General features: G+C 38.4%; 15 protein-coding genes, 1 other RNA gene and 1 riboswitch. Of the genes, 10 read left to right on the forward strand and 6 right to left on the reverse strand.

The window, feature by feature from the left end; translation table 11 throughout:
- Positions 1-63: 63 nt before the first annotated feature.
- Positions 64-1563, forward strand: coding sequence for a UDP-N-acetylmuramoyl-L-alanyl-D-glutamate--2,6-diaminopimelate ligase (locus ACMX9J_RS01630; RefSeq protein ID WP_034265732.1), 1500 nt, complete (start codon positions 64-66; stop codon positions 1561-1563).
- Positions 1564-1660: 97 nt separating this feature from the next.
- On the opposite strand, the gene ACMX9J_RS01635 is transcribed toward ACMX9J_RS01630, so the two are convergent.
- Complete coding sequence (locus tag ACMX9J_RS01635) at positions 1661-2167, reverse strand: hypothetical protein (RefSeq protein WP_013082979.1); 507 nt, start codon at positions 2165-2167, stop codon at positions 1661-1663.
- A gap of 173 nt (positions 2168-2340) precedes the next feature.
- On the opposite strand from ACMX9J_RS01635, the gene ACMX9J_RS01640 reads away from it, so the two are divergent.
- From ACMX9J_RS01640 to thiE, 5 genes are all read left to right on the forward strand, one after another.
- A complete protein-coding gene (locus tag ACMX9J_RS01640; protein ID WP_223546665.1) occupies positions 2341-2802 on the forward strand; it encodes a GNAT family N-acetyltransferase in 462 nt (153 codons plus the stop codon).
- Between the two features lie 261 nt (positions 2803-3063).
- Positions 3064-3663 carry a TetR/AcrR family transcriptional regulator gene (locus tag ACMX9J_RS01645; RefSeq protein ID WP_028413510.1) on the forward strand — a complete coding sequence of 200 codons (600 nt, stop codon included), beginning with the start codon at positions 3064-3066 and terminating at the stop codon, positions 3661-3663.
- 96 nt (positions 3664-3759) lie between these two features.
- Positions 3760-4977 (forward strand): MFS transporter, encoded by a 1218-nt coding sequence (locus ACMX9J_RS01650; protein WP_416225327.1) that lies wholly within the window; start codon positions 3760-3762, stop codon positions 4975-4977.
- A 176-nt stretch (positions 4978-5153) separates the two neighbouring features.
- A riboswitch (TPP riboswitch) is annotated at positions 5154-5262 on the forward strand.
- A gap of 75 nt (positions 5263-5337) precedes the next feature.
- Positions 5338-6144 carry a hydroxyethylthiazole kinase gene (gene thiM, locus ACMX9J_RS01655; protein ID WP_013056862.1) on the forward strand — a complete coding sequence of 269 codons (807 nt, stop codon included), beginning with the start codon at positions 5338-5340 and terminating at the stop codon, positions 6142-6144.
- 13 nt (positions 6145-6157) lie between these two features.
- Entirely contained in the window at positions 6158-6802 is a 645-nt protein-coding gene (gene thiE / locus ACMX9J_RS01660) for a thiamine phosphate synthase (RefSeq protein WP_047751064.1), read from the forward strand.
- Positions 6803-6829: 27 nt separating this feature from the next.
- Here the strand turns inward: thiE and ACMX9J_RS01665 are convergent, their stop codons facing one another.
- From ACMX9J_RS01665 to ACMX9J_RS01675, 3 genes are all read right to left on the reverse strand, one after another.
- Positions 6830-7258, reverse strand: a complete 429-nt coding sequence (locus ACMX9J_RS01665; protein WP_013082985.1) for a pyridoxamine 5'-phosphate oxidase family protein — start codon at positions 7256-7258, stop codon at positions 6830-6832.
- A 147-nt stretch (positions 7259-7405) separates the two neighbouring features.
- A non-coding RNA gene (gene ssrS / locus ACMX9J_RS01670) (6S RNA) lies at positions 7406-7583 on the reverse strand.
- A 109-nt stretch (positions 7584-7692) separates the two neighbouring features.
- On the reverse strand, positions 7693-8313 hold the full coding sequence (locus ACMX9J_RS01675) for a hypothetical protein (protein WP_034265740.1): 621 nt from the start codon (positions 8311-8313) through the stop codon (positions 7693-7695).
- A 153-nt stretch (positions 8314-8466) separates the two neighbouring features.
- Here ACMX9J_RS01675 and ACMX9J_RS01680 point away from each other — a divergent pair, with 153 nt between their 5' ends.
- Positions 8467-8919 carry a helix-turn-helix transcriptional regulator gene (locus ACMX9J_RS01680; RefSeq protein ID WP_033578859.1) on the forward strand — a complete coding sequence of 151 codons (453 nt, stop codon included), beginning with the start codon at positions 8467-8469 and terminating at the stop codon, positions 8917-8919.
- A gap of 27 nt (positions 8920-8946) precedes the next feature.
- Here the strand turns inward: ACMX9J_RS01680 and ACMX9J_RS01685 are convergent, their stop codons facing one another.
- Both ACMX9J_RS01685 and ACMX9J_RS01690 read right to left on the reverse strand, forming a co-directional pair.
- Positions 8947-10137, reverse strand: coding sequence for an anti-sigma factor (locus ACMX9J_RS01685; RefSeq protein ID WP_098626807.1), 1191 nt, complete (start codon positions 10135-10137; stop codon positions 8947-8949).
- The gene (locus tag ACMX9J_RS01690; protein WP_416225328.1) at positions 10134-10628 is read right to left on the reverse strand and encodes an RNA polymerase sigma factor; all 495 of its coding nucleotides are present in this window, start codon (positions 10626-10628) and stop codon (positions 10134-10136) included. The genes ACMX9J_RS01685 and ACMX9J_RS01690 overlap by 4 nt, the downstream gene beginning before the upstream one ends.
- 431 nt (positions 10629-11059) lie before the next feature.
- Between ACMX9J_RS01690 and ACMX9J_RS01695 the strand changes: the two genes are divergently transcribed.
- The 3 genes from ACMX9J_RS01695 to ACMX9J_RS01705 all read left to right on the forward strand — a co-directional run bounded on the left by ACMX9J_RS01695 (position 11060) and on the right by ACMX9J_RS01705 (position 14265).
- Complete coding sequence (locus tag ACMX9J_RS01695; RefSeq protein WP_013056869.1) at positions 11060-11290, forward strand: YkvS family protein; 231 nt, start codon at positions 11060-11062, stop codon at positions 11288-11290.
- A gap of 156 nt (positions 11291-11446) precedes the next feature.
- Positions 11447-12337 carry an ATP-binding protein gene (locus tag ACMX9J_RS01700; RefSeq protein WP_014460283.1) on the forward strand — a complete coding sequence of 297 codons (891 nt, stop codon included), beginning with the start codon at positions 11447-11449 and terminating at the stop codon, positions 12335-12337.
- An 11-nt stretch (positions 12338-12348) separates the two neighbouring features.
- The gene (locus tag ACMX9J_RS01705; protein ID WP_098626808.1) at positions 12349-14265 is read left to right on the forward strand and encodes a nitric oxide reductase activation protein NorD; all 1917 of its coding nucleotides are present in this window, start codon (positions 12349-12351) and stop codon (positions 14263-14265) included.
- The last annotated feature ends 78 nt before the right edge of the window (positions 14266-14343 follow it).

Raw genomic sequence — 14343 nt, forward strand, 5'->3', positions numbered from 1 at the left:
AAGAGTATTTAAGGGATTTTAGAACATATTAAAAATAAAATTTATACACTGTGAGGAATAGCTATGAACATCCACTTTGATACATTAACGAATTTATCAATTAAACATATTTTTGGGCCTGCATCTCAAACAATCACCCATCTCACATATCATTCAAAACAAGTTCACGACGGATCCGTATTTTTTAGTATAAAAGGTGAAAATGAAGATGGACATCAATATATTAAAGAAGCTATAGCTAGAGGAGCCGTAGCAGTCTTTGGGACAAGCATCGAGGAGCTTCGTCTTTTGAGCACTCAGTATTCTCACTGTACGTTTTTAGCTGTTGACGACGTTCGCAAAGTAATGGCGTCTTTTTCTAAAATGTATTTTGATTATACGGATGAAAAAATTGAGACAATTGGCGTTACAGGTACAAATGGCAAAACAACCGTAGCAGCTTACGTAAGGTCGCTTTTAACTCTTTTAAAATTGCCAACAGGATCGATTGGAACGACCGGCATTTGGTCATCAAAGCAGAAGTTAGTTTATAAAAAAAGTACGCCTACAACACCTGAGTCGGTAGACTTGCATAAAATTTTTTATGATTTGTATACAAGAGGTGATGAAGCGGCAGTGATGGAAGTATCTTCGATTGCGATTGATCAGCAACGAGTAGAAAATATTTATTTTGATGTAGCCATTCATACAAACTTATCGGAAGAACATTTAGAGTATCATAAAACGTTTGAGCACTATAAAAAATGCAAGATGAAATTATTTCAACAGGCCAAACATGCCGTTATTAATATAGATGATCAGGACATGGGCAAAGACTTAAGCAGGGTATTTGAAGGACCTAAAGTCACGTATAGTTTATTAAATAACAAAGAGGCAACTCTGCAAGCAACAAACATCACCGTCAAAGAAGGAGGCTCTTTCTTTGATTTACTTTATAAAGGACAGTCATACAAAGTAGCAGTGCCTGTATATGGTGATTACAACATTGCTAACGTGCTAGCGGCCATTGGTACAGCTCTTCACTTTGAATACCACATTGAAGATATTATTAGCGTACTTCCTCAATTGGAAAGTCCAGAAGGGCGATTTCAGGTGATAGAAGGTCCTAATAACCAAAAAGTGATTTTAGACTATGCCCATACGCCTGTTGCCCTTACGCGTTTGGTAGAAGAAGTAAAAAAGATGGAGTATAACCAGCTGATTGTCATGATTGCAGGGATCGGCATTCGAGATTTTAATAAAATGCCTAAAATGGCGCGTACCATTGAAGGAAAAGCTGATGAAATTATCGTAACGGTTGATCACCCAGGTTATCATGATCCTAACGTAATTGTAGATCAAGTGATGACAGGTTTTTCGAATCCGAGCGCAAGCAATATTCACCGCGCCCCTACTCGAACAGAAGGAGTATTAAAGTCGCTTTCTTTAGGAAAGGCGAATGATATTATCTTACTTACAAGCGGCTGTATTAACGGCGCTCAGCTTGTAAAAGGAAACGAAATTCCGCATTCAGATGAAGAAATTATTGCCTCTTATTATGCATCGTTAAGCAATATTTCCTGATATTCTTCTTCATTTATTGAACGAACGTGGAGAAATTGAAACATCATACGAAAGAAGGTCTCTTACTGTCTTTAGAGACCTTCTTTTTGCATGGGAACTATAGGCTGTTTTCGCGCTGTGTTTTTGGTTCTTCAATTTTTACATCATGTTCTTTAGCCAGCTTTTTAATAGCTGCATTGTAATCGCGTATACCTTTTCGTGCTTCATCAAGCATAGCGTTTGCCTCAGCAATAAGGTTGCGGTCCTGCTTTTCCAAAGCACTGACAATTTTAATAAAAGCATTATACTGGGTATTGGCAGCCTTTATATAGCCTTCATGAACCTTTCGAAGATCGTCGGTTTCTACATCGATGTTTTCCAGTTCGTCAACAAATTTACGATAGGTAGGAATGACTTCACTCGTCATCGTATCGTACATAACAGCGTCACTTGTGTAGTTAGCGCCTGTAACGGAATCGTATGCGTCAATCGCCTCTTTTTCAAGCTGAGCGGCTTTCTTTAAATCTTGATTGTTATAATCGATTAAATCATCTTGAACAGGATCACTAAAGCAGGCGGATAATAAAAACAAAAGAGGGACAAGACAAAATAAAACTTTCTTCAACGAATTTCACCTCCGTTTAACAATGTATGAAACATCTGCTTGGCAAAGTCTGTTTTAATAACTGGAGAAAAAGAAGGGAGTGTATAAAAGGATTTTTAAAGGTCGGCAGTGAATGTATTCATAAGTCGGTTTGTAGTTGACCACCCTTTAGTAGCAGGAAGGAAGAGAAGATGATTAAAATAAAAAGAGACCACTTAACGAACAATGAAGTTATTGAACTAGTAAGTTCTCACCTCCAAGGAATGAACTTACATTCCCCCCCTGAAAGTATTCATGCTCTAGATATTGAAAGTTTAAAACAACGTCATATTACGTTTTGGAGCGTGTGGGAAGGAAGTCAGCTAGCAGGGTGCGGAGCTGTAAAAGAGTTAGATGAGCACCACGGAGAAATTAAATCGATGCGAACAGCTACCGCTCATTTGCGGAAAGGAATTGCTAGAGAGCTGCTGCAGTACATAATAAATGAAGCGCAAAAACGAGGGTACCGACGCTTAAGCTTAGAAACAGGATCCGCACCCGCTTTTGAACCGGCTAGAAAGCTATACGCCAGTTTTGGATTTTACGAGTGCGAACCGTTTTCTACCTACAAAGAAGATCCATACAGTGTGTTTATGACAAAGAAATTGAATGAGTAAAAGACAGGAAAGAAGGCGCAGATGATTTGTTTATTTGTATGCAAACTGTGCGGGCAAGCAGCTGTCATTTATCCTGTTAGCAAGTAAGCTTTTTAGGCAAAGCCTTTTTAGGAGGCTTTGTTTTGGTCATGATTCATATAAAAAGGTATAAACTAGGTTTTCTCACTAGACAAAAAGGTTTTTCCTATGTAGTATAGGTGTCAGATAATACAAAACGAATGTTCAGTATAAATAATAAATGTACGGGGCGGTGGAAATAGCTTGAATAAAAAAAAGCTTCAAAGTGAACAAACCAAAAGAAAAGTGGCAGATGCCGCTAAAGCATTGTTTTCTCAAAAAGGCTATAAAGCTACATCTATTGAGGAAATTGTAGAAGCTACGGGAAGCAGTAAAGGGAATATTTATTATCACTTTAAAAGTAAAGAAGGGCTTTTTCTTTATTTAATAGACGAATGGGATCTTGAGTGGGAACGAAACTGGAAAGAAAGAGAGTCTCTTTACAAAACAACAAGAGATAAGCTTTTTGGAATAGCGGAGCAAATCATTTTAGATGATTTGAATCATCCTCTTACGAAAGCTGCGGATGAGTTTTTTAACAACGAGGAGAAGGGCAGCGACATCGAAGAGCGAATTGATGAGATGGTGAAACGACACGTGGAGTTTAACCGGGAACTTTTGCAACAGGGCATCGATGAAGGCGAGTTTTCTCATAAAAATGCAGAGCAACTTGCAGTAATTTTAGAAGGGTTGTTTGTTGGAATGAGCCGCATGTCTCGAAAAACGAGTACGGAAAATGCCCTGCAGCTTTACCATTCAGCAATCGATGTATTTTTAAACGGAATTATAGCAAGGTCTTCTTAAATAAGCGGGGATGCTTATTGCGGCAATGAGTAATCCCTCATTATTTTGTATTTTTATAGACCGAACGTTCAGTATTTTTGTAATCAGGAGGTTTATATGTCATTATTGTTAAGAAATCGAGCGGCGATTTTGCTGCTCATGCTAAATATTTTTATTATCTTTACGGGAATCGGTCTCGTTATTCCAATTATGCCAACCTATATGACGGAGCTTCATATCAACGGCAGCGTGATGGGGCTTTTAGTAGCGGTGTTTTCACTAACTCAATTTCTGTTTTCGCCTTTAGCGGGGCGATTATCCGATTCGTTAGGGAGAAAGAAAATTATTGTAGCGGGAATGATTGTTTTTGCCCTGTCTGAATGGTTCTTTGGTTCAGTGAGTACACCTCTTTTATTATTTGTATCCAGAATGCTAGGTGGGGTCGGAGCCGCGCTTATTATGCCTGCTGTTATGGCCTATACAGCGGACGTGACGTCTGCTAAAGAACGCGCTAAAGGAATGGGCTATGTGACGGCAGCGATTACAACAGGATTTATTATCGGGCCCGGTATTGGAGGCTTTTTAGCTGAATACGGCATGCGCGTGCCATTTTACATGGCCGCAGTAGCAGGAGGCTTGGCTGCAGTGATTACGCTTTTTGTTTTGCCGGAGTCTCGTCCTGTACAAGGTCATGCTGTTTCAAACAATGAGAATCCAAAAGAAGATCGGCTGCTACTGCAGCTTATGAATTCCTACAAAGAACCTTATTTTTTAAGTTTAATTATCGTTTTTGTGACATCGTTTGGATTATCCAATTATGAAACGATCTTTTCACTATTTGTTGATCATAAATTTAGCTTTACGCCAAAAGATATTGCGTTTGTTATTACGTTTGGCTCTATTGCAGGGGCTGTTGTGCAGGTTACGATTTTTGGCTGGATTTTAAATAAATTCGGTGAAAAAAGAGTGATTTCGTTTTGCTTGATGATGACGGGACTTTTTATTTTACTTACGCTATTTGTGCACACGTACTGGCTTATTATTGTTGTGACATTTATCGTCTTTTTAGCAACAGATATTTTACGTCCGGCAATCAGCACGCAAATGTCGATGATGGCACAAGACGACCAAGGGTATGTAGCCGGACTAAATTCTGCTTATACAAGTCTTGGTAATATTATTGGACCTGTTGTAGCAGGCTTTCTTTTTGATATAAACATTAATTACCCGTACGTATCAGCTGCACTTGTACTGCTGCTTTGTTTTCTTTTCTCTTTAAGAGCAGGGAAGGACCGAAAAACAGCTGTGAGAAATCAAGCGATTCAAGAGAAATGATAGAATTTTTAGGGGATAGAAGACCTCCAGTAGTTTACTGGAGGTCTTTTAATGATGCTTTTAGTAAAGCTGTAAGATTTACAACACCACTCAGCCTATAACGAAGCTTTATTTTATGGGCAAAACAGTGAAATGGTTGCAAATAAAAAAAGTTAATAGTAAACTTTAAACGTAGTAATAAATAGTATGGGAGCTTGCGCGGGGCAGGCTGAGAGTACAGGGGCGCCTGTTGACCATTTGAACCTGTTGGATAATGCCAGCGCAGGGAATGTGAGTACATACCAAAGCACTTTGCGCATGCAAGGTGCTTTTTTGTCTTTTTTTTGCAGTGTTAAAACTAAATGAAAAGAGTGAGAGAACATGGATATTAGTAAAATTTCAGCTCAATTAGAAAAAGTAAGAGATACAAGTCCGCTTGTTCATAATATTACGAATGTTGTGGTAACCAATTTTACAGCAAATGGACTGCTTGCCCTAGGAGCGTCACCTGTTATGGCTTATGCGAAGGAAGAAGTGGCTGACATGGCTCGAATCGCCGGAGCGCTTGTCTTAAATATGGGTACACTGACGGCTCAAGAAGTAGAAGCGATGAGAATAGCAGGAAAATCAGCAAATGAAAACGGCGTGCCGGTTATTTTCGATCCTGTAGGAGCCGGAGCGACACCGTTTCGTACAGAAGTGGCACGTCAGCTTGTAGAAGAATTAAATATTGCCGTTATTCGCGGTAACGCTGCTGAAGTTGCGAATGTAGTAGGCGAGTCATGGCTCATTAAAGGCGTTGATTCATTAGAAGGGCAAGGAGACGTCATTGAACTTGCTGAGAAAGCAGCGAACAAATTAGATACAGTGATTGTTATTACGGGGAAACAAGATGTGATCACCGATGGAAACACGACGTATACAGTAGACAACGGTCACCCGTTATTTACGAAGGTGACGGGTACTGGATGTCTGCTGACATCAATTATAGGAGCTTTCGCGGCTGTAGAAAAAGAATATGTCGAGGCAAGCGTTGCTGCTTTAAGTTTTTACGGAGTGGCAGGTGAAATCGCCGCAGCGAAAAAAGGTGAAGAAGGGCCGGGGAGCTTTCAAATTGAGCTGTTAAATCAGCTTCATCTTTTATCTGGACAGGATATTGAATCATATGCAAGAGTACATCAACGTTAAAAGGAGCGGGAAAATGACAAACGAAGAAATTAAAAAGCTGCTGAAAGTTTATTTTATAATGGGCAGCAATAACTGTAAAAAAGATCCGAAAGAAGTATTAAAAGAAGCAATTGAAGGCGGCGTTACCGTGTTTCAATTTCGTGAAAAAGGCGAGGGTGCCTTAACAGGAGAAGCGAAATATCAGCTGGCGAAGGAACTTCAGCAAATTTGTCAGCAGCACAGCGTTCCTTTTGTTGTGAATGATGATCTTGACTTAGCGATCCGCTTACAAGCAGATGGCGTTCATATTGGACAAGAAGATGAAAAAGCTCATATTGTTCGAGAAAAAATAGGAAAAGGAATTGTGGGCGTCTCTGTTCATAATGTACAAGAGCTGCAGCAAGCCATAAAAGACGGGGCGGATTATGTAGGAATGGGACCTGTTTTTCCTACTTCTACAAAAAAAGACGCAAAAGCAGTGCAAGGTACAAAATTAATTGAAGAAGTGCGAAACCAGAATATTGACTTTCCAATTGTAGGAATCGGTGGCATCACGCCTGAAAATGCCAAACAAGTAGTAGAAGCAGGTGCAGATGGTGTTTCTATTATTACCGCGATTAGCTTAGCAGCGTCTCCAAAAGAAAAAGCAGCTCAATTGAAAGAAGCGGTAGGAAAATAAAAAAAGCGCACAGTGTGCGCTTTTTTATTATAGCTGAACGGTTTGAGGAGTTTCTTCGCCTTCATTCATAAAGCGAATTTCGTTTGGTGTAATTTCCAGAACAACATACTCAGGGTCATTTGGACCGTCAAACCATTCTTTCATGTGATCGTTCCATATACGTCCTTTTAATTGATCACCGGTACGAAGAACAGCTGTCCCAGATAATTCTAAGTATTGATCGCCATATCCTTCGCCGCTGTAGCCTAATAGTACGTGCACGTTCGGATTGGCTTCAATTTCTTCTGCCTTATGTGTATTGATATTTGTTGGTGTGTAAAGAGCGATACCATCTTCATCGCTGAAAAATGTCATATAGCGAGAGTGGGGTTTGTTGTTTACAACTGTGGCTAATGTTCCTACACGATTTCCTTCTAATACTTCATTTACTTTTTTAGCAATTTTTTGTTCATTCATTTTATCCATCTCCTTTATTACTTTTTATGTTCCTCAATCGAAGATAAATAAAACATACATGTCTAAAAAAAATATAAGTTAACAATAAAATAATTATGTAAACTAATAAATGAAAAAATAAAAAAAGCTAGCTACAGCTAACTAAAAAATAAGCCCGCACTGCCGTAACCCTAAGTGTCTTAAATACCCAGATCTACTAGGTGGGTGCCCTCATAGCCGGGTTTAGCGTCCCAAGAAGGGCGTGCTATCTGCAGCTAAATTTTGAGCTCCCTTTTAACACTCAAAGGTTTAAGACAACATGAGTATACGCACAGCGCAGGTATGTATAACAAATGTAAATAAAATGCCGATATATAAATGTTTTCTAATTAATCAACTTTCATCGTACAAGAAATGATTATAACGGAATAATGAATGGAACGCAAGACTTTTATTTAAAGTTTTTCTTCTCTAACATCTTGGCGGTTATGCCGTAACAAAATAAAAAAAGGGCCCGCAACTGGAATGAAACATAAGAGAAGGTAAGGCCGGGATGCTATCTTTTCTTTTGTCATAACGGAATAAGAAAGCCACGTTAAAACAAAAAAATCAGCGGTCATCACGCTAACAAGCTGTGACTGCATAAAAGCATCTTCATAAGCTCTTATTGAACCTATGGATAGTCCGTATACGTAACCAGCAATCGTGAGTGCTAAGCATAGTCCAATCCATAGACGAGAAGAAATGATGGCAATGAAACGTGAAGGAATACGCGAACGTGTTCGAACTTTTTGCCCTTTCCAATGATAATAGAACAATAGAGAAAAAGCTCCAAGCGCAAATGATAGGAGAGAAAATGGCCATCCAGGCAGTTTGTACGTATCTTTTTTACAAATCATTACCATGAACAATACTGGGAAAAGTCCTAAAAAAGAGAATACCATAACTACGAGCGGATCTACCTGTTGAAAATTTCCTGTGACAAGGTTTTTAAACAGCATATCATCAGCGGCGCTTGCTCCCGGAGCTAGCAGAAAGGCGTATAGTACAAGCATAGTCCATACAATGATGTACATATTCTCAACTCCTTTTAATTGTTTTAGTATACAAAAACCATTTCAGTATATTTCCCCGTTTTGTGATGAAGGGAAACGCTTGAAACTCTTCTTTAATTAGGTGTAATATTACACTAAAGACATGTGCGTGTATAGAAAGAAAGGGCTGTAAAAATGGATAAACAAGAAGTGATTAAATCCGTATCGGATAAAATACGATTAATTCGTTTAGAAAGAAACTATTCACAAGACAGAATGGCTGAAGTTATTGGTATTTCAAAAAAAACATTGGTTCAAATTGAAAAAGGGCGCACGGAAGCAGGGTGGACGACCACTGTTGCAGTATGCGGTTTGTTTCGTGACAGTGAAATCCTTCAATCGGTTTTAGGAGACGTCCCCTTAGAAGTAGTAGAAATCATTGCTCATAACGGCGTATCTTCTCCAAAAGATAAAACGCTCGGAGGAAGAGTATGGTGGAAAGAGATTCAAAAAGAAGGTTCTTTTCGTCTGCAGCAAAATATGATTAGTCAGCACTATCGTATTTTAGATGACCAAGACTATCGATGGTTTAGTTCATTTGATAAAAGCGAAGCTGTAGAAAGGTTTGAAGAATTAACGAAGAAATAAAAACAAGCACTTGTTTTCAAGTGCTTGTTACTGATTCATTAACGTGCCGGATGAAGGGCGGTTGAACCAATTCCATAGCTCTACATCTCCAAGTGACGCGTAGGTGATAGACGGATCATTTTTTAATTTCAGCAGCTTTTTGGTAGGTCCTGTAATCACAACGCCGTACACACCGACTCCATGTTTCTTTACATAAGAATATCGCTGCTTTAGCAACAAATCGGAATGGTCTAGCTGACGAACTTTTTGGACTGTTTCTTCATTATCGGCTAATAGTTTCATCATATTTAAAACGTTCGACTTGCTAGTAGAGTGCGTTTGATTTCCTTTGTGCTCGTAAGGCAAGTCTAAAAACTCTGGAAAACCAAATGTTGATGTTAAGTCAATTAAGGGCTCATCTTTTGTGCTTGTTTTTTGTTCGTTCCCTGTATTAAGCGCGTACCAAGAGGTAGAAAAATCACGGCTGTCGATGGCGTTCATTTTTTGCTGAACTTCTTTTAGCGAATACGTATCATCAAAAGAAATAGCCACTTCGCTTACCGTTCCTTTTGGTAGGTTTTCTAATGCATTCCATGTTTCATTCGTCCATTCCTTATACTCTTTTGCATGTAGCTTTAGTTTTTTTTGATCAGGATAGACAAAGGAAAGGTTAAGGTCGTATTTACCGCCGGAAAATTCTTTTTCTACACCGCTCGTTTTATCAAACAGCTGATGAAATGTAAACGTCCCAATGGCCTGCTCTTCACGTCCAATTTGCTTATAAGCGTCCATTTGCGACTGCATTCGGAAAAAGGACTGTGTATCAGAAGTGGTTTCACGTATATGAACGTTCGGAAAAGCAGATTCGATAGCCGCTTGATTGACGCTATTTATGTATTCGGTTTTTGATTGATGATAATATACAATGGATAAAAAGCTGCCGATCATCCATAGCAGAACGACAGAGCTAATGACAGTTGTCACATTTGAAAGGCGCTGCTTCCATTTGGCCATATAAATGGACTTTTTCACTTTTTTATTATCCAACATCGTATCGTCATTTAGTGAAGTAGTTGATGGAGTTGGCGATAACGGTTCATCTTCGGTTAGCAAGTGCTCTAAATGAGCTGAGCATGCTTCACAATTTTCCGTATGTTGTTCAAGTGTTTCTGCTTCTTTGTCTGTCAAAGTGCCGTTTTTATATTTTTCCCATTGATGCTTCATATCTTGACAGCTCATCCGTCCTCTTCCTTTCTTTTTTTCAATTGTTGACGACCACGATACAAGTCCATTTTCACTTTTGACAGAGTAAAGCCAGTCATTTCTGCAATCTCTTCATATGTGAAGCCATGATAATCTCGTAACAGTACAATATTCTGCTTAGCCGGAGGCAAAGCAGATACATCAGAAAGCCAGCCGTCGATTTCACTTTGAATCATCACTTGTTCTTCAGCACTTGGCTGAGGAGTAAAGTGCCATTCTTCTATTTCGACAGTAGGGCGTTTTTTTTCTTTTCGATACCAGTCAATAAAGGCGTGATAAGCAATTTTGAACAGCCAAGGCTTTACTTCCTCGCCTTTATACGTTTCTAAGTGTAAAAGTGCCCGGTAAAAGGTCTCCTGCATTAAATCTTCCGCTGATTCTTTTCTGTGAGTAAGAGAGAGAAGATAGCGCAGCAAATCATGCATGTGCTGTTTATAAATGTGTTCAAAGTTATGCTGTTGTGCCATTTTCTCCCCCTTTCATTTAATCAACGCAATTTGTGGATAAAAGTTTCGGTTTTTTTATCAAAAATCGTATGTAATCGTATGTAATAGATAAAAGATGCTTAAAATACGATATATAGCTTATCATACTAAAAAGAAAATCATATGAAATTCGACATAATTCCGTGTAATTTGTCATTTTTTTAAAAAACTAAAGGGTAATTGGTGTTCGAAGGAAACAGAAAATGTTATGATAGAACAAGGATGTGCTCTTACAAAAAACAGCTACATACATAATAAAAAATACAGCGTTTGTTTGCAGAATGAAAATGGACAAACATATGGTGTTTAACCATGGATGTTTGTGGGAAAATAAACTAAGTATTTTCAACAAAAAGTAAATTAAATTGTGTTTTCACTTATAAAAAACACGGTAAATTGGAAAAGGTGGGGTCATGATGGACGTAGAAAATACACAAGGTACAGAAGAACAAGCACCTAAAGTCAAGGCAGCTAAAGTTGGCGATACGATTCAGCCTAAAAAAGGCGACTATAAAGGATTTAAAGGAATTGTTATGGTAGTGCGAGACAATTCGGTTATCGTAGATTTTGGAAAAGATGCTGAAACAGGCGAATCCATGAAAACAGTCGTTAATCATAAAAACTATAAAATCGTAAAAAAGTAGGTGAATAACCTACTTTTTTTTACTGAATATATGTTTAAAGACGGCGATTTTTCTACCGGAAACCTTAGAGAAACGCATAGGTAAAGCAATTCTTTGAGAAGAAGAATGTTTTTTAGTAAACTATAGAAAGTATGCAGAAAGAAAGGATTTTTTGTTATGTCAATTCAATTATCACAATTATCATTACCAAAAGAGGTTCTTTCGCTTTTAGCGAATCGTAAATATGAAAATCTGTCTCATGCTGATCAGCTATTAATCGGAAAAGGCGGCTATACAGCAGAAGAAGCAGATATTTTAGAAGATGCCATTATTGCCTTGTCACTAGGGAAAAACGTACTTTTAAAAGGGCCAACAGGTTCAGGTAAAACAAAGCTTGCTGAAACGCTGTCGCATTTATTTTCTCAGCCGATGCATAGCGTTAACTGCTCGGTTGATTTAGATGCAGAAGCGCTGCTTGGCTTTAAAACAATTTCTGAACAAGAAGGGAAAACAGGTATCGAGTTTGTAGAAGGACCTGTTATTCAGGCAATGAAAAAAGGCCATTTATTATATATTGATGAAATTAACATGGCGAAACCTGAAACGCTTCCTATTTTAAACGGGGTACTTGACTACCGGAAAATGATTACAAACCCATTCACTGGAGATGTAGTGCGCGGTCAGCAAACATTCGGCGTAGTAGCGGCTATTAACGAAGGGTATGTTGGGACTGTTCCATTAAACGAAGCGTTAAAAAATCGTTTTGTTGTCATTGAAGTGCCATATATTCAAGGGAGCAGCTTAAAGCAAGTTCTAATGTCTCAGTCTCAGTTAAAAGACGAAAAATTAATTGATAAATTTGTCACGCTCTCTGCAGATTTAATTACTCAAGTTCAAAGCGGCCATGTATCAGAAGAAGCTGCGTCTATTCGTGCGCTTATTGATACGTGTGATTTAGCTCTTTATATGCCGCCTCTTCGCGCGATTAAACGCGGTATTATTGAAAAGCTAGAAGATGAAAGGGAAAAAGCCGCCATTCAAAATATTGCTGAAACATTATTTGAGTAAGGAGTGGCGCTATGCGATTTATTAAATTTAACGACAAAAATGTAGATTCCTTTCTCTATATGGAGCTGGCAGATTTAACGAAAACATTAACAAAAAATGATGAAATTGAAGTAGAGTATCGCGTTTCATCTTATTATGATCCTGTACACGGCATTATTTATCTCAGTCACTTTTGGGATAACCGTCCAGAAGAAGACAAAGTGTACGGCTTAAAAAGTGATGTATTTTTAAGAAGTATTGGAAGCTATAAGCATTCAAACTTCAAAGAAATTAATGCATATTTAAAGAAAATAAATAAAACGTCGGTACCTAGCTTAGCTAAGCAGCTGTTTATGCTGTTTGAAGATATTCGTTTAGAAGAAGTATGCAAACGCGAACGTCCTGGAACGAAAAAAGCCTTCGCCCTCAGAAGGCAGCTCTATAGAAAATATTTTGCTACACAAATGAGTGCAAATTTAACAAAAAGCGTGTACACGGATGCACTTTTTAACGGCATTTACTTGCTATTAACGGCTGAAAATCCGTTTGAAGAAATTCCTTCAATGAGTGAATCGATTAACTTAGCGATGCCTTTTATTCGCAGACAGCTAACAAATGTATATGAAGCGAAAACAACAAAAGACGTATCGCGCATCTGCCTTGAACTCGTAGATGTTTTTGATGATATTATCGAAAAAGATATGCTTAATACTTATTTCTTCTTGGCTGAACTTCAGTATGATCAGTTAGAAGAAGGGTTAACATTTGAAGATTTAAAACGCAAAGATTCATTAGTGAACGATGATATTTTAGAACATGAAAAAGACGGAGATGAAGACATTCACGAAGAGAAAATGGAAATGTGGCATCGAGAGACAAGCGAAGCGACGCAAAGTTTTCTGCAGTTTGATATGGATCAAGGTTCAAAAACAGATATGTTAGGCGATGGGGTTCGTGAAGGCGACGATGGAGATCAAGCAATGGGCATGGTGCAAGGATCTTCTCAAAAAACATCCCGGAACGATTACTCTCAAATCGAAGCCATGGAGCAAACGCATCCGGAAAAAGACGGGGAAGCGGATTATGAGTATGGGAAAGAAAATAAGCATGCCTATGCTGTGTTTGTAAATTCTAAACTTCCAAGCGACGATCACGTTGTTCAGTATGATGAGAATAAAAAAATCATTGCATCGTATCAAAAAAAATTAAAGCAAATGATTGAAAAAACGCTTGAACATAAAAAAACGCTACCTAGAAGCGAGCTGCACTTTGGCCGATTAAATAAAAAACTTCTAAAACTATGGACGGATGATAATCCTCGTTTGTTTTATAAAAAAGATGAAGATTCTGCCCAAATTGATGCTGTGTTTTCTCTTCTAGTTGACTGTTCGGCATCGATGTACGACAAAATGGATGAAACGAAGCTCGGGATTACGCTATTTCATGAAGCGTTAAAGTCTGTTATGGTGCCTCATCAAATTGTTGGATTTTGGGAAGATACAAATGATGCTACTGAAACAAGCCAGCCTAACTACCTGCAGACGGTGATGGACTTTCAAGCATCATTAAAGCGTAAAAGCGGTCCTGAAATTATGCAGCTTGAGCCTGAAGAAGACAACCGTGATGGATTTGCCATTCGCCATATGACACGTCGCTTGCTTCAGCGTTCTGAGCAGCAAAAGTTTTTACTTGTGTTTTCAGACGGTGAACCAGCCGCTATGGGATATGAACAAAATGGTATTGTAGATACGCACGAAGCGGTATTAGAAGCACGCAAGCACGGAATTGAAGTCATCAACGTCTTTTTATCCAACGGGGAAATTGATGAAGGACAGAAGAAAACCATTCAAAATATGTATGGCAAATATAGTATTCTAGTACCAAACATCGAAGAACTTCCCGATGTGCTATTTCCTTTACTCAAGAAATTACTTCATAAAAGCATTTAAAAAAAGTCGAAGCATATTGCTTCGACTTTTTTTGCTATTGACCGTTAATGCGGAGGGAGGTAAGTTAAATATATATGA

Origin of the sequence: Priestia sp. RMT2NF4 (assembly GCF_047872835.1) — a bacterium.
Taxonomy (GTDB): Bacteria; Bacillota; Bacilli; order Bacillales; family Bacillaceae_H; genus Priestia; species Priestia zanthoxyli.